At 38.2% G+C, this 22,433-nt stretch carries 18 protein-coding genes; 3 read left to right on the top strand and 15 right to left on the bottom strand.

The window, feature by feature from the left end; translation table 11 throughout:
* Positions 1-69: 69 nt before the first annotated feature.
* Together PNUC_RS01720 and PNUC_RS01715 are read left to right on the top strand one after the other, a co-directional pair.
* A complete protein-coding gene (locus PNUC_RS01720) occupies positions 70-1,371 on the top strand; it encodes an FAD-binding oxidoreductase (protein ID WP_011902174.1) in 1,302 nt (433 codons plus the stop codon).
* Between the two features lies 1 nt (position 1,372).
* Positions 1,373-2,122 carry an SDR family NAD(P)-dependent oxidoreductase gene (locus PNUC_RS01715; RefSeq protein ID WP_011902173.1) on the top strand — a complete coding sequence of 250 codons (750 nt, stop codon included), beginning with the start codon at positions 1,373-1,375 and terminating at the stop codon, positions 2,120-2,122.
* Positions 2,123-2,271: 149 nt separating this feature from the next.
* Here the strand turns inward: PNUC_RS01715 and PNUC_RS01710 are convergent, their stop codons facing one another.
* From PNUC_RS01710 to PNUC_RS01665, 10 genes are read right to left on the bottom strand one after another with little or no spacing between them, the layout of a single operon-like run.
* Positions 2,272-2,673 (bottom strand): GtrA family protein, encoded by a 402-nt coding sequence (locus tag PNUC_RS01710; protein WP_011902172.1) that lies wholly within the window; start codon positions 2,671-2,673, stop codon positions 2,272-2,274.
* Positions 2,670-3,956, bottom strand: a complete 1,287-nt coding sequence (locus PNUC_RS01705) for an NAD(P)/FAD-dependent oxidoreductase (protein ID WP_011902171.1) — start codon at positions 3,954-3,956, stop codon at positions 2,670-2,672. Before PNUC_RS01705 ends, PNUC_RS01710 begins: the two co-directional genes overlap by 4 nt.
* 10 nt (positions 3,957-3,966) lie before the next feature.
* Positions 3,967-4,941, bottom strand: a complete 975-nt coding sequence (locus PNUC_RS01700; protein ID WP_011902170.1) for an NAD-dependent epimerase/dehydratase family protein — start codon at positions 4,939-4,941, stop codon at positions 3,967-3,969.
* Positions 4,942-4,969: 28 nt separating this feature from the next.
* Complete coding sequence (locus PNUC_RS01695) at positions 4,970-5,911, bottom strand: phytanoyl-CoA dioxygenase family protein (protein WP_011902169.1); 942 nt, start codon at positions 5,909-5,911, stop codon at positions 4,970-4,972.
* 30 nt (positions 5,912-5,941) lie between these two features.
* The gene (locus PNUC_RS01690) at positions 5,942-7,282 is read right to left on the bottom strand and encodes a hypothetical protein (RefSeq protein ID WP_011902168.1); all 1,341 of its coding nucleotides are present in this window, start codon (positions 7,280-7,282) and stop codon (positions 5,942-5,944) included.
* Positions 7,279-8,112: a class I SAM-dependent methyltransferase gene (locus PNUC_RS01685; protein ID WP_011902167.1), complete on the bottom strand. Its 834-nt coding sequence runs from the start codon at positions 8,110-8,112 to the stop codon at positions 7,279-7,281. Before PNUC_RS01685 ends, PNUC_RS01690 begins: the two co-directional genes overlap by 4 nt.
* 27 nt (positions 8,113-8,139) lie before the next feature.
* Positions 8,140-11,388 (bottom strand): glycoside hydrolase family 99-like domain-containing protein, encoded by a 3,249-nt coding sequence (locus PNUC_RS01680; RefSeq protein WP_011902166.1) that lies wholly within the window; start codon positions 11,386-11,388, stop codon positions 8,140-8,142.
* A gap of 9 nt (positions 11,389-11,397) precedes the next feature.
* Positions 11,398-12,765, bottom strand: coding sequence for an ABC transporter ATP-binding protein (locus PNUC_RS01675; RefSeq protein ID WP_011902165.1), 1,368 nt, complete (start codon positions 12,763-12,765; stop codon positions 11,398-11,400).
* The gene (locus PNUC_RS01670) at positions 12,755-13,597 is read right to left on the bottom strand and encodes an ABC transporter permease (RefSeq protein WP_011902164.1); all 843 of its coding nucleotides are present in this window, start codon (positions 13,595-13,597) and stop codon (positions 12,755-12,757) included. The genes PNUC_RS01675 and PNUC_RS01670 overlap by 11 nt, the downstream gene beginning before the upstream one ends.
* Before the next feature lie 20 nt (positions 13,598-13,617).
* Positions 13,618-14,586 carry a glycosyltransferase family 2 protein gene (locus PNUC_RS01665; protein ID WP_011902163.1) on the bottom strand — a complete coding sequence of 323 codons (969 nt, stop codon included), beginning with the start codon at positions 14,584-14,586 and terminating at the stop codon, positions 13,618-13,620.
* Positions 14,587-14,868: 282 nt separating this feature from the next.
* Between PNUC_RS01665 and PNUC_RS01660 the strand changes: the two genes are divergently transcribed.
* Positions 14,869-15,951, top strand: a complete 1,083-nt coding sequence (locus PNUC_RS01660; RefSeq protein ID WP_011902162.1) for an MraY family glycosyltransferase — start codon at positions 14,869-14,871, stop codon at positions 15,949-15,951.
* Positions 15,952-15,996: 45 nt separating this feature from the next.
* On the opposite strand, the gene PNUC_RS01655 is transcribed toward PNUC_RS01660, so the two are convergent.
* The 5 genes from PNUC_RS01655 to PNUC_RS01635 all read right to left on the bottom strand — a co-directional run bounded on the left by PNUC_RS01655 (position 15,997) and on the right by PNUC_RS01635 (position 22,303).
* Positions 15,997-17,160 (bottom strand): hypothetical protein, encoded by a 1,164-nt coding sequence (locus PNUC_RS01655; RefSeq protein ID WP_143070016.1) that lies wholly within the window; start codon positions 17,158-17,160, stop codon positions 15,997-15,999.
* Between the two features lie 460 nt (positions 17,161-17,620).
* Positions 17,621-18,304 carry an acetyltransferase gene (locus PNUC_RS01650; protein ID WP_011902160.1) on the bottom strand — a complete coding sequence of 228 codons (684 nt, stop codon included), beginning with the start codon at positions 18,302-18,304 and terminating at the stop codon, positions 17,621-17,623.
* A 204-nt stretch (positions 18,305-18,508) separates the two neighbouring features.
* A complete protein-coding gene (locus PNUC_RS10940) occupies positions 18,509-19,741 on the bottom strand; it encodes a glycosyltransferase (protein WP_011902159.1) in 1,233 nt (410 codons plus the stop codon).
* A gap of 13 nt (positions 19,742-19,754) precedes the next feature.
* Positions 19,755-20,918, bottom strand: coding sequence for a DegT/DnrJ/EryC1/StrS family aminotransferase (locus PNUC_RS01640; RefSeq protein ID WP_011902158.1), 1,164 nt, complete (start codon positions 20,916-20,918; stop codon positions 19,755-19,757).
* Positions 20,915-22,303 carry a lipopolysaccharide biosynthesis protein gene (locus tag PNUC_RS01635; RefSeq protein ID WP_048812044.1) on the bottom strand — a complete coding sequence of 463 codons (1,389 nt, stop codon included), beginning with the start codon at positions 22,301-22,303 and terminating at the stop codon, positions 20,915-20,917. The genes PNUC_RS01640 and PNUC_RS01635 overlap by 4 nt, the downstream gene beginning before the upstream one ends.
* Positions 22,304-22,433: the final 130 nt, after the last annotated feature.

Here is a 22,433-nt window from a genome sequence, read left to right as displayed (position 1 = left end):
TAAAATACTCAAAATATCGCATGCCTAATAAATACACCCTCAACACCCTGTAAATACCTTCCAGATTAAATGAAACCAATTTCCTCCTGGGGTCGATTAAGCCATGAAGATCATCAGGTTATCCCCTTAAATGATCGACATCAGGCTTTCAATCAAATTCGTGCAAATGAAACTCAGGGCGGAATCGCTCATGGCATGGGTCGTAGCTATGGGGATGTAGGATTAAATCCAAAGGGAGCTTTGTGGCTCACGACTGGGCTTCATCACCTAATCCATTTTGATGAACATACCGGGCGCCTGATATGTGAGTCTGGTGTACTCTTAAGAGATATTCAAAGACTCCTGATACCTAGGGGATGGATATTACCTGTCACCCCGGGGTCTCAGATGGTCACAGTGGGCGGTGCAATTGCAAATGATGTACATGGGAAAAATCATCATCTACTTGGGTCGTTTGGTGATCACGTTCAAAATATTAAATTAATACGAACTGATGGCACCATAATTGAGTGTGGGCCTTTACATAATACCGAATGGTTTTCCGCAACTTTAGGCGGTTTAGGACTTACTGGCGTAATTCTTGAAGCAGAAATTCAGATGCGCCCCACTGCTGGCCCTTGGCTAGATACTGAGTCAATCCCCTATTCCAATTTATCTGAATTTTTTGAGTTAGCTGACTCCTCTGAAAAAGACTGGGAGCATACAGTCTCCTGGATTGACTGCATATCCGGCAAAGGGCAGGGCATTTTTATGCGCGCCAATCCAAATAAAGAACTAAAGCATGCTCCAAAAATGAAGGCTGAGAAAAAAATGCCTTTTGTGCCGCCCATTTCTCTAGTTAATAGTCTTACCTTACGCCCCTTTAATTTTCTTTACCGCAACCATCAAAAATACAAAGCTGGAACAAGCACTGTACATTACGAGCCCTTCTTTTATCCATTAGACAAACTGTTAGAGTGGAATCGAATGTATGGCCCCAAGGGATTCTTTCAGTACCAAAGTGTTGTTCCAAGAAATGTGGGGCAAGACGCTACTCAAGCCATGCTGAAGGAAATTGAAAAATCAGGTGAAGGCTCATTTCTTGCAGTGCTTAAGACCTTTGGCAACAGAGAGTCTCTAGGAATGCTCAGCTTTCCAGAGCCCGGAGTTACGCTAGCGCTAGATTTTCCAAATCATGCATCGCGTACACACAAACTCATGAATCGCTTGGATGCTATTGTCAAAGAAGCAAAGGGTCGGATATACCCGGCTAAAGATGCCCGCATGCCTCGTGAACTATTTGAGGCAGGCTACCCGAAGTTAAATGAATTCTTAAAATATCGAGATGCTGGAATTAGCTCATCATTATCACGTCGTCTACTAGGAAGTTAAATTGAACAATACAAAACGAATTGCCATTATTGGGGCTACTTCATCTATAGCTGAGCATTGCGCAAGAATATGGGCACAACAAGGTTCAGTAGAATTAATTTTGGTTGGTAGGGATCAGCGAAAATTAGAGATAGTCGCCGCTGACTTGCTAGTGAGATCACAAAACACAAAAATAGAAATAGTGGTGACTGATTTTATCGACCCAACTGCCATTCAAAATACAGTTGATGCTCTATTTACATTTCAACCAATCGATATTGCCTTAATTGCACACGGAACGCTTCCAGAGCAACAGGATTGTCAGAGTAATTTAGGGTTAAATTACAGCACCTTAGAAATTAATGGAATTTCCCCAGTGCTCTATGCAGAAGCCTTTGCCCAACATATGACCAAACTAAATCAAGGCTCTATTGCCATTATTGGTTCTGTTGCAGGCGATCGCGGACGTAAATCAAACTATGTTTATGGAGCCGCGAAAGGTCTAGTGACGAGATACGCGCAAGGATTACAACACCGCTTTGCAGGAACTGGGGTTAATGTCTCACTCATTAAACCAGGCCCAACCAATACACCTATGACTGCGGCGATGAAAGGTAGCGAGAAATTTGCGACGCCAGAAGAAGTCGCCAAAACTATAACTGCAGGAATTGAATCCAAGAAAGCGGTAATTTATGCACCTGCTAAATGGTGGCTAATTATGATGGTCATACGACATCTTCCAAGTCTCATTTTTAACAAGATGAACATCTAGAGTCGTCATGATCTAACTCAAAGATTGGGTTTGCTAACCTTTAAATTCAGCATTTCTAAAATTCCCATACAAATAAAAACAGTAAGCACCGAGAACCAAATTATTGCAAAAGAACTCCTAATGCTACCTTACCGATTTTCATAAATGGCTTATTTAAATGACCAACGTTTATGACCCAAATAGCTTGTGAATACAGGAAAGGCTATCCCAATAGCGCTTGCAATTTCAGCAGCATATTGGTCAACACCAAATGCAGGTAAAACGTAATAATTAAATCCCATGCTGATAATCCAAGTCTGCAATGCGGCTATCACGTTCACCAAAGTAAAAAAAACTGCAGAACGTTTAAGAGATTGACTAGTTGATTTAAAAACGAATAGCCTTGCTAGTACAAACGCTGAAACCATGCCAGTTAGATAAGCGAAAATAACAGCACTAGAAAAACTACAGTACTGGTTATAAAAGATGCGTGATAAAAAATTAACGGTAGCTGCAATTCCACCAGTAATTAAAAAACTAATAAATTGCTTTGAAAAAAATTGGTGGATCACCTGACAGCATCCTGAGCCATTTTTCGACCGAAATCTATACTCTCAGAAATTCCCCGATCTTCAGGGTAGTAGTAGGAAGTATCCGCAACCCAAAGACCATTAATTGGAAGCTTAGCATTAGGGATAGTTTCTAAATAGCCCGGCACCCCAATTGGCTGTGCAAAGCGATATCGACTGGCCCGAATATCTAAATAATCATCATCTGTAAGCTTGGGATTGATTTTCTTGAAATATTTTTTTACCTTTCCAAGAAATACCTCATCAGGCTGAGCAAACTTTGGGTGCTCTCCTGGCATATAAAACGGCACATACACAATCGAATACTCTAACGGACGCAAATTAGAGTATTCCACTATGCCGGGTATATCCATTTCAGGGTCATTTATATTGAGCCAAAAATACTCGGTTAAAGGCTTACTTAATTTCACGATTACACAAACAACCGCAATATTTTTAACATTTTTAAATTGCGTCAAAATTTTACTTGGTAAGTCTGGAATTACCCTTGGTATAAAAGGGAGCGGGATCGTACTAATAACGGTATCAAATTGTTCAAAACCATTTGGGGTCTGAATACCCTTCACACTATCATTTTCAATGACAACTTTAGTTACCGGCGTTTTTAGAAACACTTCCCCACCGTTCTTTTTAATATCAAACTGCATACCATGTAAAAGAGTATCCGAACCACCCTCAAGATAGCCAAGTTTTTCTTTAAATAGACTGTAGCGTGAGCGTCCAATACGGCGTATGCGACTCCATATCCAAGCTGCCGAGAGATTACTTGTGTACTCATAAAATTTGTAATCAAATAATCTGCGCCATAAAACCTCGTAAGCTTCTGGGCCTACCCATCGCTGGATCCACTGCACAGCATTGCCTTTATCCAAAGGCTTCCAATCATCACGCTTAGTAGATATGAATGCATGCAAGCCATAGCGAAATTTAGCAATAAAGCTCAGACCGCGAAATTTAAGTAATGCCACAGGATTTCCCCAATCCTGCAATTGATTTAAATACCAATACCCCATTTTCGTGGGGATCCAACGCATTTTTTCACTCAAACCCAACTCATCTAGCACTTTTAAAAAAGCATGGTCAGATATGCAGTGAAAATGATAGTAACGCTCAATCCTAAGGCCGGAAAAATCGAACGCCGCAGTCATACCGCCAATACGATCATCGGCTTCATAAACTATAGGATGATGACCATCTCTAGCTAATTGATAAGCTACCGCTAGACCCATAGGGCCAGCACCCAAAACTGCAACTTTTTTTCCCACGCTAATTCCCTTAAAATTCGAGCACTACTTTGCTATATACCGGGTGATTGAATGTTTCTTCAATCGCTTTTTCAAAAGGCGTATATGAAACGCCAAAAGTTTCTGGCCAGTTAGTTACCTCGAATTCGTCTTTAGCAACCAATGCTTGCAATTGCTGAGTTGTAAATGGTGGATTTTTATCGAATAACGCCCATACCCAAAGTAATCCATAAAAAAGACCATAAGGGATTTTTAAAATAGCAGTTTTAGCACCTATGGTTTTTTTAATTATTCGAATCATATCGATGTAATTAATTTTCTGATGTCCTGAGATATTAAAAATGCCTGATGGAATTTTATTTTCTATACAACTAATGATGACATCGCAGAAATCACCAACATATAATGGCTGACGCATAAATTTTCCATTGCCTGGAATTGGAAAAATAGGAATCTTTTGCATCAACCGAGCAAGCCAACCCAAATGCTTTCTATCAAACCACCCATACATTATTGTTGGACGTAAGATTGGGCAAGAAATGCCACTTTGTAGAACAATATTCTCTTGTTTAATTTTGCTACGAGTGTAGAAATCATCGGCAATAGACTCAACTACCGAAGAACTTATATGTACAAGAGATGGAATATTATTTAATTTAACTAAATCCAAAATAAGTGAAGTTGACGAAACATTATTGTCAATAAAATCTTGATAAAAGAGTCCACCAATTTGAGCCTGAAGCATCACCACCACATCAGCGCCAACAAAATGGCGTTGCCAATTACCTTTTTGAGAAATATCAGCACGCTCAACGAGAACTTCTGGATGCATATCTTTAAGAATTTCAAGATTTGCCCCATGTTTATCAATAACAATAATTGTGGAATAACCCCTAGCAATCAATCGCGCCACTAAGTTTTGACCCACAAGGCCTGCACCGCCAGGAAGAATAATTTTTTTATTAATAAATAGCCTTCGAGTAAATTTACTAGTGCCCACGCACATTAAAAATTTGACAAATTAGAAATAGGGACTAATTTCGAAATTCATTAGCCGGCTGAGGATCTGCATGTTGAAATTCTACATTTTTATGAATTAGAAAATTCCTATCAGCATGATTCATATAGCCATAATTTACGGAATCAGGTGGATTTGAGTTTCTATAAAATACATTGAGACCGGATACGGGAACACCTGATGGCACAACATGATTAACAATACTCAATCTAGACCTACCTTGACTGGATATAGCACTTCCTCCATGAGGAAGGTGGGGATGCCATATCAGAGTGTCACCAGGCTCCATCGGCACAATTTTCTTCTCAAGGCCTTTAGCAATACAAGATTCAATTGTTGCCTGCTGATAATCAGCCCACAAACGTGGATCCATTTGATCAATTTGATCACCATATTTGTAATACCTTTCAAATATTTCGAAACGATCCACCTCATGAACAAGATGCCCCCCATCATAAATTTCTAATGCACCATTAAGATGATCAACCCTTTCTAGCGCAACCCAAACCCCCAAATAATAATATTCCGGGGTTGTTGTAAAGTAAGGTGAATCACGGTGAATGCTTTGTTCAGAACCAGATTCAAATGTTAAGCTTGTGAAGCAAGTTGATGGCGACTGGAATAAATAATCTTGTATTTTTAATGCTCGAGTGTTCAGGGAAAAGATGTCCTGAAATTCATACAAGGCCATATGCAAATTCACAATACGCCTTTGCAATCCATTGACATCTGCGTGACGAGCGTAAATATTGGCATATTTTTTTTTATGCCTATAGAATGCATTTCGCGCACTCTCTATTCTTTCTGGTGGAAGTGAATTTTTGAGAACGACATATCCATGGTCTAAAAAAAATGAAATCTCATTTTTAATGTCCAATGGACAATCCCTATACAAATTACGAGCCTTTGCACCGAGATCCATGTACCAAGGAATTTCTGGCAATTTGTTTAAATTCATAATGTTTCTCCATCGACAAAAATTAGAAAATTAATTTTTCAACCAAATTCCATGTTTTCTAAGCTGATCCAATCCCAAAGAAACAGAGTTGATCTCTGCACCTCCGGATCCCCAATAAAATTCTTTAATAAAATTTTCAGCTACGGTATTCGAGGGCTCGGATGACATGATCGCACCTACAGCCATAATGAATTGATGATTTTCAGCTCTAGCAGCCGCAATGCGCCAAGCTGCGTTACTTACAAATATTAATAAAAAAATCATAAATGATGCAAAGGAAATACTGTTTTTCAAATATTTATTTTTTAATTTCAACAGCATATAAATCCCTGCAAATGGAATTGTTATAAATAAATAACCATAATGTAATTCTAGCCCTGCCCACCAAGGCTGCATGGATGCCCTTGAAATGCTTATAACAAAGCATAAAATTATTGTCTGTGTAGATACAAGAAGAATTGAGTAAGAATAAAGAGATATTTTATTTATTTGATTTTTACTAAATTGATTAGCCAATCCATATCCACAATAAAATATTGGGGCTAGGGAAAGAAATATCATAAATAAGGATTCGAACTTGGTTAGCCTGGACCCAAAAATTCCGAGCCATGAACCAGTCAAGCCATTATAAAATTTTAAAACTTCCAGTAATGCACCATGATGGCCTTGATTGTTTATTGAATTTAGCCAAGTCGCTCCAGTTAGTAATAAAATAGTCGAAAACCATAAAATAATTATTATTAAATTTGATTTTGATTTTAAAAATTTTCTTTTAAAAATAATTATTGCTATTAAAATTCCAGCTCCAATAAATAGTGATTCAATTAGGCCATTTCCCCCACAAAGGGCACAGAGAAGCAAAAAAATAAAAATTTGATGGCAATAGAGATCATTATTTCGAATTGATTTAACCCAGTAGTATAAAGAGCAGGACATAAATAGAATTCCTGAAATAAACTGAAAATTAAAGCCCCAGTAAACAGTATTAAAACCCCAACCCATTGATATCAATGGAACAATACAAAATGGTAAGTAACCCTCTTTATTATCACTTGAGTCATCTAATATATTGATCCATAGAAAGGATACTAAGGCTGAACATAGCACATTAAAGCCAATTAAAATTCGAAAATCCAAACCACTTATTTTCAATAGGGCTAGATGTATTAAATTTTGAAGGGGGATATAGTGTTCATTATGTGGTAAAAATAGTGACTTCATTAGCGCTTGATTTAAATCGCTTAGTTGATATACATACATCCAGTCGTCAGCATAGGGATAGGGCCTGCCTAAAGGCAGAAGTACTAAAAAAAATGCAAGTGAAATCAATATAATTAATACATAAGATGGGGTCTTATTATCTAATATCATTTTCTTTTAACAACTAAAACTGCTTGCCAGAACTTCTGCGGCTCATCAATGTAATCAATTATTTCAAAGTATTCACTCCAATTATTTTCAATGTACTCTTTTGAAACTACTGCATCACCATATATATCAGCCCCCCTGTAATCGCCACCACCAGTTGGTAGGTAAACAAACTCACCTTTTTTGAACCTATCAATAAAAGATGGAATTTCTTTTTTGAACCTTACTAAACCTGCATGCCAACCAGAATCAGGATTATTTTCATCTATGGATTGTATAAATTCTAAAAATCTTAATGGCTCAAGCGTTAGGATAAATAAAGAGCCACTCTTAGAAACTCTTGCCAGCTCTCGCATCCAAAATAGGTGAACATTTTCAGGAAGATGGGTAAATACTGAGTAGGCTATAGTTATGTCAAAAAAATTCTCAGAAAATTTCAATTGTTCGAAATTGGAAATTTTAGATAAGATGCCCTCAACCCCCGTCGACCTACATACCTCAAGGATAGATGGATCAATATCCACTCCATAGAGATTATTAAGCGATATGTCTTTACGAAAAAATCGCATAAATCTTCCCCAACCACAACCAAAATCAAGCGCCTTAGTCTCGTCATTAATTTTTAAATTTTCTTTTATTAAGCACTTTTTAAGTAGCGAATAGAACTGGTTCGCCTCAGAAAGGCTTGCCTGGAAGGATGATCCAACAAATTGGCTTTGTATTTCATGGCTTGGAAAAGATGGGAATTTAATTCCATCAACACAGGTGCTTGATACTGACTTTAAAAGCATTTCAAGCCATTTTTGATCGGTATAATTAATAAATTCCCTCATTTCCGCCTTCCAGTCTAAGTTTTTTATCTATAAATCTATGTTGTAAAAGCCGCTTGATTCTGAAACTAGTCCAAACAGCCTTTCAACTGCATGTGCTACCGTTCCGTCAGCCAAGCCTTCCTCAACATCAAACAACTCTCCAGACTCCAGTTTTAGTAATTTTTGAAGTGCTGCTGGCCTAGCCCAAAACATTGACCCCGCAGGAAATTTACTTTCCTTAAAATTTACACCTATCACTGAGCATACTTTGGAAATGTTTTCACGATTAAAGTACATATTTATATCGTTATGTTGCAAAAAGTATTTCCCAGGCACTAGCATGCCTAATTTTTTATTAACTTCAAAAAATTTCGGTATTTTCTCTAAAGTTATCTCATTATTAATAAGTGAAAAATAAAGCTCTTTCCTAATAACTTCTCCATCAGATCTATATTCTGATTTCTTTGAATGAATTTTGCATATAGCAACATAATTTTTATGTATTATTTTTTTTAGTACATTTATGAAGGGCAGAATATCTCTTCCTCGATTCTCAACCAACTCAATATTCGCCGAAGGAAAATCATTTTTAATACTTTGATATTGCTCAAGATTGGTGATTGTTATATAGATGTCAGAATCATGTACGGATAATATCTTTTTAATTATTTTTTTAATATCTTCCCACGTATCCATGTAATGAATATGCACAACAATGGCAATGCTATTCTCTTGTGATTCTCTAATGATTTCAGCATGCTCAGGATTTATATAATTTTTAAGGATGTCATAAGTCGCTTGTAAATATTTAAAACCATATTTAGTATCTGGCTCCAAATGTGTTCCCTCGGCCCATTCATTCCATGCGTTTATAAATATAAATTTTTCATTTTCATTTAGCCTGATAGAATTTTTTGTACAACTTGCTATATTTGAAAGCCATTGCTTATAGCGTCTAATACTAAAATTAGCCATAATATGGCTGTTATTTTTCCTTCTTGCAGTATTATCCCAAGACAACATAGCCGCTCTATATTGTTTATATTCTGGCTCTAATTTCTTTACCTCATTATTAACAATCTGATTATAGCAATATACATTACCCTCAAAATCTTTATTTAAACCTTGTATATTTGAAGATATTTCTTCAGAAATAATTGTATGGGGCGGGAATTCAACTGCCGCATCAAAGCCCAGCGGTCTAGGGTCTCGAATGCCAAATGTTTGAGCTGCTATTAAGTAAATACCTGAAAATCCATTTTCTATAAGAATATTATTCCATAATTTGGTTATATCAATAATATTTGGGATTATATTAGCCCTATAAACAATAAGAACGGGTTTATTTTCAATCTTTATATATCTATCATCCTTAAAATACTTTATAAGATATCTTATAAAATTTTCAGAATCTTCAAGCGAATGATTTTGCGATATTAAGATTTCATTTTCTTGCCCATCCCATCTTCTGCTCCAGTTCTCATTTGCCCATGTAAGACAAAATGGAATATCAATTTTCTTATTATTGAGCATATTAATAAGAGGCAACTCCATTAATACTTTTCCTGAAAACCAATAAAAATAGTAGCTAAATCCGTATACCCCATATTCTTGAGCAATCTTTGCCTGCTCTTCCATGATCGCCTCAACTCGCAAATCGTAATACCCTAAATGTATCGGTCGATGTGGTTGATTGTGACCTATAAATTTAGCTGTTGCTTTACAGACATTTGTCCACTCTGTAAAGCCCTTTCCCCACCATTCATCATTCTCTGGAAATGGATGAAACTGAGGCAAATAAAAGGCAATGGCTTTGACTTTTGGATCAATTTTTTTATTTACCTGATATGAGGAAAATTCTTCACTTAACGGGTCAAAGTCAATAACTGGTAATTGATATTTTAAATTTGAAATTAATTTATTCGTATTTTTAAATGCTATTTTAGAAGTCTTGACCTTCTTTAATTTATTAAATATTTTTCTCAGAGTATCATGCAGCCCATAGTTAGTTAAAGATTTTCTCAATTGCAAAAATATATAACGTGACTCATCGATAAAAGAACTATTCTTAACTTTTAGTTCTTTTGCGCTAAAAATACTTCTATAAAAATCACCAAGCACTCTCAAGGGTTTAGTGAAACGCATACTTCTAGAGTTTTTAAACATCATTTCCACCTTTTTTATCTCAATGGTGTAATGTTTTTCTAGTTCGCTTATTTGGTTATTGCGCTGAACTAAATCTGCACTTGTATCTCTTAGTGATTGCTCTAGTTCGCTTATTTGGTTGTTGCGCTGAACTAAATCTACACTTGTATCTCTTAGTGATTGCTCTAGTTCGCTTATTTGGTTGTTGCGCTGAACTAAATCTACACTTGTATCTCTTAGTGATTGCTCTAGTTCGCTTATTTGGTTGTTGCGCTGAACTAAATCTACACTTGTATCTCTTAGTGATTGCTCTAGTTCGCTTATTTGGTTATTGCGCTGAACTAAATCTGCACTTGTATCTCTTAGTGATTGCTCTAGTTCGCTTATTTGGTTATTGCGCTGAACTAAATCTGCACTTGTATCTCTTAGTGATTGCTCTAGTTCGCTTATTTGGTTATTGCGCTGAACTAAATCTAGTTCAACAATATTTAATCTCTTAGTGATTTGTAAATCTTCTGGATAAAAACTGTCATTTTTAGCTATAGTATTTTTATCACAATAAGCATTTGAATAATCTACTATGGAGTCTAATATTCTTTTATCAAATGTATTTGCATTAGATGAGCCTTTAACAAAAATTGCAACAAAATCATTCCACTCACCCTCTTCACCAGCAGATCTAATTTTTCCATGGATGAACGATTCCAATAGCTTTATATCATAGCCATTACGAGTAGCCCACAAAGCTAATGAGTGACCAGCATCTGGATAAAATCTCCAGCTATCAACCGGGTATCTGTGAATATATCCATTTGAAGGTGCATTTATATAAATTAGTCCCCCAGGTTTTATGATGCGCACCAACTCCAAAAACAGCACCCAATAAAAATCAGAGTGCTCAAATACAGAACTGCATACCAGTGCGTCAATACTGTTGGATTCAAAAGGCAGAATGTATGGATCCTCGAGGACGACGTCTACATTATTCCCCCCAGAAAAATCAACCCCGATATATTTAATCTCATCCGGCAATTCATTTTTTAAAGAGCCATTTATATCCTGCGATCCAATATCCAGAACCACCAGAGGACCCCTATTCAGGCAATAAGTTTGAAAAAAAAGGTTTCCCAACATCTTTGCAGAGCGATGCATTTATAGATCCTAACGCCCTTTAACAATATTCATATTTATGTCTAGCATTGGAATTCCCATTAGGCCAGTGCAAACGCTACTTGAGTGAGACTGAAAAATAATCGCATCATGGACCCAATCCAACTGTCGATGATCGCTCTGAACACCGCTGGCAATGGCGGTATTTATAGAATAACTCCCAGACGGCAGTAGAGGGATATTAAATTTAAATTCCGCAGTGACAACTTCCCCCGCATCTAGACACAATGGGTGATCTCGATAAGTCAAGAACGTATTATCACCAAACAAGTTTTGCCCCAGTCTATCAACTATAGAAAATCCAACTATAGGCATGCTAATGTTATTAATTGCCTGCGCAGTGATTCTAAGGGTAACTTCCTCGCCCCCAACAATCCAACTAAGAGCATGCCCGCCTGCATCTAGCAAGATTACATCTGTAATCTTAGCTTCTCCCGTTCCAAAGGAAGACGCTGCAGAATCAAATTTAAAGATCTCTAGATCATTTCTGAGATTTGATGTATTTATAAAATCTAAACGCTGATCCTTAACTGGATTTGAAAAAATATTTTTTGCAGTAGTTGATTTCAATTTTGTAGATGTGCTACTGCCCTGCTGAGCCTCATAAAAAGCCTCTAAATAAGATTCGCATACTGTCTTTGGTGATGCTAATTGAAGCATCTTACCTTTTTCAATCCACAATACCTTATCGCAAAAACTTTTAACGGCTGAAATGTCATGGCTTACAAAAATTATTGAACCAGACTTTTTAAATTCTCTCAAAAAGCGCATACACTTTTGAGAGAAGAAGGCATCCCCAACAGCTAAAGCTTCGTCGATTACTAGAATATCGGCATCAACATGTACGATTACCGAAAAAGCTAGCCTAACCATCATTCCACTCGAGTATGTTTTAACTGGCTGGTCAATAAATTCTCCAATATCAGCAAATTCCTCGATTGCGCTAAAACGCTTGGCTATCTGCTCTGCCGTCAAACCAAGTACAGCCGCATTTAAATAAACATTCTCTCTGCCCGTAAATTCAAGATTAAAACCAGATCCTAGCTCCAATAGAGCAGCAACCCTTCCATTTACCTTTACTACACCATGAGTGGGACTTAAGGTTCCACAAATAATTTGAAGAAGAGTAGACTTCCCCGATCCATTTCTGCCAATAATTCCAACAGTTTCACCTTTTTGAACTGCAATCGATAGATCTTGTAGTGCCCAAAAATCTCTATAGTAATTATTTTTCGAGCTTCCCAATAACTTAGCTAGCTTTGGAAAAATAAATTGCTTTAATCTGTCGCCTGCGCGATCATAAATTTCGTATCGTTTACTTAAATCAGTTACCTGAATTACTATTTCATTAGAGGACATCTGCAAATCCTTTCCTCGTTTTCTGAAACCATGCAAATCCCAGTAACATTACAATTGCGGCGAATATAAAATACAGGCTAAGACCAAGCCAATCTGGAATTTGCCCAAAAAACAGTACTGCCCTAGCCTGCTCAATAATAAAACTGACGGGATTTAACAATATCCAAAACTGAAACTGTCTAGGTAAAGCGGCAGTAGGGTAAAAAACTGGAGATAAAAACATGATTAGCGTTGTGAATACGCCAATCGCTTGCCCTATATCTCGAGCAAATACTCCAAGCGATGCAATAAACCAAGAAATCCCCAATATTAAGAGTGCGAATGGAAGCAACACTATTGGTAGAAAAATTGCCGTCCAATTTATAAATCCGTTCAGCAACAAAAAAGCGAAAAGCATTACTGCAACACTAATACACGCATGAAAAAGCACTACTCCAAAACTAATGACTGGTAATATTTCTAGTGGAAATACTACCTTTTTCACATAATTGACGTTATTCAAAATCAATCCAGGAGCTCGATTGATTACCTCTGCAAAAAGGTTGAAGATGATTAAACCTACAAAAAGTATCAATGCAAACTCAGTTTTGCTATCTGAACTATTTGCGCCCCAGCGGGCCTTGAAGACTACTGAAAAGACGAATGTATAAATAATGAGCATTACAATCGGATTAAAAAAAGACCATGCCAACCCAAAGACTGAGCCCTTGTAGCGCCCAATAACTTCGCGCTTTGTCATCTGATAAACCAGCTGACGATTCTTAACTAAGCTCGCTACTAAAGCTTTCAGTGAAGTAGGCTGCGCTTTATGAGGATTTGACATCTGAGTCATAGCAATCTTTAATTTCTTATCTATATTTTTTTAATTAAAGCTGCTAAAAATAAACTAAACGTTCCGCGGCGTGTTTGACGATATAGTCCACATACCCCCATCAAGCGTAACCGATCACGCAACCTAGCACCTCTTAGTAATTCAAACATTCTCAGAATCTCTTGATGATTTTTAACAAGCAAGTGATTTACCTTTTTTAGCGCTTCAATGTTTTTTGTATTCCACCTTTGGAATCGCCCTTGTAATAGCATCCAAATTCTTTCCATCTTTGCTGGGAATGAATTATTGCCGCCAACCAAAGCAAATTCATGCTGACGGTAAAGCACATATGCTTTACGATCATAAAACACATCACCCTCAACACCGGTGATTAACTGATATAGCCACCAGTCATGGGATGGCACATCTACTGCGCCAACTTTTGTAATTAGCATTTTTGCTGATTGGTTAAACACCATCGTGTTGCCACCAGCAATACTTTGCACCAAGGCATTTCTAAAGCTTGGTGGAAAAACAAACTGTGGTGACATACCGCAGGGCTTTAGATTCTCATTTACGTACCTAGTGCGCCCGCAATACAAATAAGGCAGACGGGAATCTTGATTAAAAATAATATTGTTTAGCGCTGTAGATAATTTCTCAGGCAACCAAACATCGTCCTGATCACAAAATGCGTAGTAATCGGCTTTAATTTTTGAATCACAGGCTAAAGATAAAAAATTCTGGCAAAAACCTTTTTGAGGGCCACTGCGAATAGTCAATTTCCCAGATGGCCATTTAGCCTGATATTGCTGCAGGATTTCTAGGGTTTGGTCGGTAGAGCCATCATCACTAGCGAAAACAACCCAATTTTGATGGGTCTGGCTTTCCAAAGAATCGAGCTGCTCAGCCAAAAACCGTGCCCCGTTATAGGTGCAGAGCAATATAGCCACCAAAGGGGCATGAGAAGTTGCGCTTAAATCGAGATTTTTCTCAATAAAATCAATCATTTACACTAATTTCTACCCAATTTTGACCAATTTATTGACAACAAAACCACTCCCAAGAGACTTAACCCTATTTATATATACCAATTATAACGATTGGGGGGGTAAATATGTACGTTTTCGCACATAACTCCTCTAAATATCTCTAATTTAGACGGATAGAAGCGCTAATACCGTTTGCTATCACCCCCTTGAAAAGGCATTGGTTTTGTTTGACCCCAAAATCGTCGATATCTAGCCTGCTGGTTTCCCTATCAAAGCTATCGTTAATATTAGAATGAAAAGATGTCTAGCTTATTAACTGCCTTTATAGCCTCTTTATTTCTTACGTTTTTGATTATTCACTCTAGACTGAGTCACGAAAATCATTCTGGGGACATGGCGGATGCAGGGATTCAAAAACTCCATTTAGTTACCATTCCAAGGGTTGGGGGAATAGGCATATTTTTTGGATTAATTGCTGGATTAACGCTGCACATCATTAGTACCCCCTACGAATCAATTACATGGCAACTACCCCTAATCGCAAGCATCCCATTTGCAATTGGTTTATCCGAAGATATCTCCAAAAAAGTAGGCGTGAGAATACGCTTAATGGCAGTTGCAATTTCCGCTTGCTTAGCCAGCTACTTTTTAGATTTAAAAATTTCCAGCATTGACATAGCGGGAATTGATTATCTGCTCTCATTTCCTGGCTTAACTATTGCCATCACTGTATTTGCCATTACTGGGCTGACTAATTCCTACAATATTATTGATGGATTAAATGGCTTATCCAGCATGACTGGAATGCTTGCAGCCTCGTGTTTAGCGTATTTAGCGTATAGATTAGGTGACACTACGCTTCTATTTTTGAGTCTAGTTCTATTGGCCGCCATTCTTGGTTTTTTCATCCTCAATTATCCAAGAGGTCATATTTTTCTAGGGGATGGGGGTGCATACCTCATTGGATTTTGGATTGCAATACTGAGCATCTGTTTATCTTACAAACATACGCAAGTCTCTCCATGGTTTGCATTACTAATTAACGCATATCCTGTAACTGAAACTCTTTTCACAATTTATAGAAGATCCTTCTATAAAAATTCTTCTGCAATGGATGCAGATCGACTTCATCTTCATTCGCTTATTTATCGACGCATCTTGCATTCCCATGCGCTAAAAACTGAAAATAAATTCATCGGCAAAAACTCAAAAGCGGCACCCTATTTATGGATCATCAACTTAATAACGTTAGTACCAGCGATATTGTGGTGGGATAAAACTGGAATGCTAATCGGGGCTTTTATAATTTATTTCACAGTCTATTTATGGCTGTACAAAAAAATTATCAGCTTTCAAACCCCAAAATGGCTTTTATTTAAGTAACTCATTCTTTTACTGCAAATCATTTCCCTCTTCAGGAGAGATTGCCTATCGGTAATTTGTGCCACCACTCATTTTGGCCTCCAAGGAATTAGCGATCAACCCCGCGCCCAATGCCAGCCAAAACAAAAGATTCTCAACATAGAGTTTTTGGCTGATTTCTGTGGTGCACCACATTAATAAAAGGGAAAGTAACACCCACCGAGTCGCCTGAGTCCATTGCAATACACCCATAGATGGGTATCCCATTTGGAATATAAGCATCAACATTGCAACCAAAATAAGCGCAGTTCCCGGTATCCCAATTCCTAAGGTGAGATCTATCCAGCCGCTATGGGATTGATGCAATTTAGAATCCGGCCATTGCAATTTAGCTATATGGCCAAAAGATCGCTCCACTAAACCAAAACCAAGGGGGTAGTCCAGAATGGAGCGGGCTCCTTCTTTGGCCCAGGCTATACGCTCATAGTTCGTGATCGAAACCACGGCTCCTTGATCATTTAAAGGATAACCTTTTTCACCGTTGTATTTCCACTGTTGATTTTGGGTTGTGTTTAAAGCAACTTTTGCATCCAATTGAAAAGTTTTCCAAGATTCATTGCCTTGAAGATGGGCGCTCAAAAACGATAAAGAAGCACCTAACAACAAGATACTTAGGAAAATTTTTGGCATCCAACTGCCCTTAGATCCTGTTTTGAATATTAGCAATAAAAAAAACACCAGCAAAAGTAATGCATAAGCAATGCCATTTTTAATATTTTCAAAATAAAAAACGGTCATTACCGTTGGTAGAGTAGCTAAGTAGACTAAATTTGATAAGGATAACCATCGATAAGCTGAGATATTTCTCAATAGAGAACCCAAAGCTACCGCAAAAACAGGCAAGCAAAAAGCCACGTATGCAGTTTTGGCAACATAGGGAGCGTTAGGTCCAATATACATTTGCATCACTGTTGGAATAACAATGCCAAATCTAGAGCTATAGGAAGTTATCAAGAGTTTGACTATGTAGATTAGCGTTGGGGCAAGCAAGCCAATATAAAAAATGATCCAACAAGCTTTCAAGCAAGACTTATTCTTTTCGTTAGATTGATTTGAATTAGCTAAGCGTGAGATTGACAGCCCCATACCAATAGCAAATATCACACCAATAGCTACCCTTTTCCAAATACTGTTTAATTCAGCAATCTGAGCAGCAGGATCTTGGCTCAAGAACAAGAAGTGAAAAATTACCCATCCGAAAAGGGCGATAAGCAACCAAATAGGCAATACTCTTTTTTGTAGAAAAAGGTGGCGTGACGTACAAATGGGATAGATGCTCAGTAAGGCTCCAATACCTAAACATGTATTACGCAATGCAATAGTCCCAGGCAAAACCCAGATAGCATAGAGGATGGCAAAACAGGTTACTTGGATGCCAACTAGGTGGAGATTTAGCTTAATTTTGAATCCTGTAATTTGTGAATTTCAAATGTAACAGCGGCCGTTAACGTCCACTCACAAAATTAATCTTTACTGCTAAACATATTAATAGATCTTAATTATTACGCAGATTAATATTGATAAAAGGTCAACATTCCAGCTCAGAGGCGCGCATCATAACTCCAGTGAGATAAGACCACAAAAGAATCTATAAAACGATAGGTCATAAATTTATAATGAATCTTTGTACTTATTTTAAGTACTCATCGCCAATACTGCGCATTCTGACTGGCTTTGCAGGTATTCCATAAGCAACTTGATTGCTTGCCAAGTCTTTATTGAGGTAGCTACTGGCACCAACAACACAATCATCACCTATTTTTACGCCGTGCTTAATGGTTGCACCAATAGATACTGCTGAACGCAATCCAATTGTCACGCCCCCGCCAGTGGATACTGCAGGCGCTATAGAAGAATAATCTAGCATTACGCAATCATGATCTATAGAGGCTTGGGTATTAATTAAACAAAACCTCCCTACTTTTGAATTAGGGCCTATCACAGCCTTTGGCATGACAACTACACCTTCTCCAATTTCAGCAAAAAATGAGATGACTGCTGAGGAGTGCACTAGAGATGGAAAATGAAGATCGCTCGCCTCTGAAAGCAACTCTTTATATATTCTTTCGCGTAAGGCATTGTCTCCAACTGCAATTGCAAAGCTAAATCCGTCCAGAATATTCAGTTCATCCAATTTATCAATGATGCTATAGCCCAATAAATTAGAACCTTTTTTATTCCTATCCACAAAACACTCAATTTCATAACCTGCCGATAGGGCAACATTGGCAACACTGACCGCATGTACTCCTGCGCCCAATATAACAAGAGGGCGTAAGTGGTGTTCGCTGTTGGGGCTAGCTTTTCCTTGCATCTTTAGTATTGCCTTATCTTGTATTTGCGACTCATTACATTCTAAGTGTATGAAGCTTTACTTAAAAGAGTTTTTACTTACTGCTTCTTGCCATGACCGTCACACACCTAAATAATCACCAATCAAGGTTAATCATAATTTACCAAAAAACGCAAACCTTAAGCAGCACGGCTAAGGCCAATCTTTTAGGTGATGAGAACATCATCAATTTGCTCGCTTATCCTTGATTGCTTCCAAAAAAACATTGTATAAAACTCTGCCGGCATTCTTTCTGCGCTCCAGGCCCTGAGCGAGCAAAGTCGCATTATCAGATCGTGCAGAAGGAACTTCGCCACGCTCTAACATGATCTTTGCCAGCTCCATGGGGTTACCAGCAGCAAAGAAAGTAAGCTCCCCGCAGTTCATTTCTTTATTGATTGGTATATCCGAAGCAATTACGGGAATGCCCAATGAGATTGCTTCATATGATGCACCACCACCTGGACCACCTTCAAATAAAGTGGGCTGAATTACTGAAAGAGCATTTTTCATCAGAGAAATTTGATCATCTTTAGGGATATGGCCAAGTATTTTTATTTTTTTAGTTAGATTTAGCTCATTAATTAAATGATTTATTTCTTGAAAATATTTAGGGAAGCGAAAGTCATCGGTAGACCCTGTGCATATTAAGAGTGCATCACCGCCTCTATCGTAGTATTCCTTAAAAGCCAAGAATGCAGTTCTGTGATCCTTATGCTTCCAGAATTGATTGCAAATTAAGAAGTAAGGCTGGGTAATTTCATACTTACCCCTGACATCCAATTGAACATCAAGCCAATGAGGCATAGGACAGGGACAAAAAGGCAGCGCATGAAGTTTAGCTGTATGCTCCGGATAAAACATCTTTGCATCATTAATGACAGCGCGTCCATTCACAACGATATGCTGCGCATCAAATAACATCTTCGCAAAAGCATCATTACGAGACTGAATTTCATCTTTTGAGAAAAATTCTGGGTAATAACGATGCTGAAAATCAAATAAATAGCCTACCCACGGTAACGAGAAACTTTTATCCGGTACATCCATGCATGGAAATACCACATCCGATCCTTCGGAGATAGCTGACCTCAATTGTGCATTGAAGTTTGATCCAGCCAGAACGATATCGGTACTGCTGGAGAATACTTTATAGGTATTTTGCAGATACCCACTTGAAAATCCCGGCCTCTTTTCCCATCGCAGCGCTCTTCTTTTCTTGAACTGCTTCAATAGATTGCGAACTGGATAGCTTATCTTTTTTAGTTTTTCTAAAAAATTATCTTTGGGCAAAAATAAAGTCTTATGAAGATCTGGATTGGTCTTTTGCTCCTCATCCAAATAGGAGAGCATATATCGAATGAAATCAATCCCGCCACCCCAGCCAGTAAAGCCCTGACTTAAGATTCCTATTTTCATAAATTGCGCATTTTCAATTTTGTTTATTGCACCTAATGGGAACGGCTGCAATCTCAGCTCTATTGCGATACAGATTATTTTGTCTTTTGCCCAAAAAGGTTTTAATGCAATCACATACCTTAATGATCTGACTCTCTTGAAGGCCTGGATAGCTTGGAAGATTTATGCCGCGCCATCCTAAATCCTCTGCAACTTTGTGCGACTGAAATGGAGTGCTATACATTGGCATTGTATGTACGGGATAGAACAAAGGTCGGGTTTCAATGCCTCTTTCTAGCAAATAATCCCTTAACTGATCTCGTATTTTCGCATCCGCAACCAGAATCGAGAACATCCAATAAGTGTGAAAGACATCGGGCGCTTCTTCTTGAATTTCAACCGGAAGATCTTTTAAGTATTTTTTATATAAATTAGCTACATTTCGTTTTTGCTCAATGAACTGATCTGCCTGCTCAAGCTGAGCCAAACCAATTGCTGCACAAATATTAGTCATGCGATAGTTGTATCCAACAACATCATGCCAATATTGCCTGTGAGTTGCGAGCCCCTGCCCCTTAAGGTGTTTTACCCTGTCAATTAAAGTCTGATCATTGGTCACAACCATTCCCCCCTCGCCAGTGGTGATGGTTTTATTGCCAAAGAAGCTGAAAGTTGCGATATCTCCAATAGCGCCGACACATACATCACGATACTTTGACCCAAATGCTTCTGCAGCATCTTCAATAACATAAACACCATGCTGCTTGGCGATACGCATCACCTCATCCATATTGCATGGATGACCATATAGATGCACCAGCAGAATTGCCTTAGTCTTAGAGGTAATCTTTTTTTCAATATCAGCGGGATCGGCCTGCCATGTGTCCCTCAGTGAATCGACAAAAATAGGGGTGGCACCAACGTAGCGGATTGCATTCACAGAAGCTATATAAGTTAGAGTCGGAACAATGACCTCATCACCAGGGCCTACCCCCAATGCAAGCAAAGCGAGATGCAAGGCAACCGTTCCATTTGAAACGGCAGTGGCATGCTTTACATTAATCTTTTGAGCAAATGCATCTTCAAATTTACTTAAATAAGCGCCTTTAGAGGATATCCATGTCGACTCTAGACAGTCCAACACATATTTCTTTTCATTTCCAGATAGCGATGGTTGGTAGACTGGAATTTCAATCATATGGATCTCTTTTCATGAAAAAAACTGGTAATGGTCTCTCTGTATACGATCCCAATCCAAAATAAAATATTTGCTACAAAGAACATTGTAAATCCGAGCATCATTGCCACTAAACCATATTCATTTAATAAATATATCTTCAGGGGCATACCAATCAATATTAAAGCCGCAAGACCCTTGATCTGAGGCCTCATTAGGGACACGCCATTCAAGAACATTGAAAAAGCATTAGCGCTAGAATCGCAAGCAGCCCATAAGCCAAATGAGATAAGCAATGCGTATGAAACAGCGATTTCCCCATGGGTCCACCAGGCAATAATAGGCTTCCCAAGCACAATCAGCACTCCACTTAGCATGAGCCCCCCACCGACTGTAATCATCATAGACCGCCTCAGGGTCGATGCAATAAATGCTTTATCGTCATGTGCATGAGCATTAGCATAAGCTGGCCATAACCCAGAATTGATAACCGAGAATGGTTGAGTCACAAATTGAAATAATCTCTGTAATACGCTATAGATAGCTACAACCGCTACGCCTAATGCGTTAGCAACAATAAGACTATCTGCCCCAAAAACTACAATGCCGCCAATTTGCAAAAAAAAGAAGCTTCCACCAACCCTCAATAAGTAATGAGACTCCAATCGAAAACTTTCGGCTGGCGCAACAAATTCCACTTGATTGCGGATAACCAAAAGAACTAATAAGCCAAGGCTAGCAATCAACCCTCCCGTCATGCTGGCCAACAATAAAGTCGAGATACCCCCCTCCGAGCGTACCGCCAGCCATATCAAAACTAAAGACAGCACCGAACCAACTGCACTGGCAATATTGGCCCAATAACCCTGTTGCAATCCAAAAAAAACTTTATTAATTCCGCTCGTAAAAATATTACAGGCAAAAAGAATGGCAAAGAGCTTCATGGCCGACTGCGTCTCCTCATACAACGCTTGAGTTGGCAGTTTTAGTATCGTTTGCCATGGAAGATAGTATGCAAAAGGGTATAAAACAAAAAGGATGATTACCGAGGCAACGCCTAAGATGAATAAGCTCGCACCAACACATTTTCTCAAATGCTTTGCATTTGCTGGAGCAGCATATAAAGCCACCCTGTTAGTCAAGGCATTGCCAATGCCAAAATCAAGAAAATTTAATAGGCCTACCAAACTTGCAATAGTCATCCAGACTCCGAACCTATCGACACCCAAGTGGGGAAGAGAAATTCTTACGGAAACAAGCATGACTAACATCATGATGCCCTTGCTACATAGACTACTGATAGCGGTAAGCAGCGCCAATCTATAGCGCTCATGAGCCCTACCGGCCTCAGACTCAATGTCAAATGGCTTAAGACTTAGGTAGCGAAAGTATTCTGTAATTTTCATTGGCACTTTACTTAAAACCGGCTTTTTAAATTACATATCTCAAAGTCGGCCATTAGCCAACGATTTTCTCATAAGACCTTGTAATGATTGAAATATTTACATCATCAACAAAGACTCACAATCCTGAGAA

It is taken from the genome of Polynucleobacter asymbioticus QLW-P1DMWA-1 (assembly GCF_000016345.1).
Lineage (GTDB): Bacteria > Pseudomonadota > Gammaproteobacteria > Burkholderiales > Burkholderiaceae > Polynucleobacter > Polynucleobacter asymbioticus.
The sequence above is the reverse complement of the archived record's forward strand: the minus strand, read 5'-3'. Positions and strand labels throughout refer to the sequence as shown.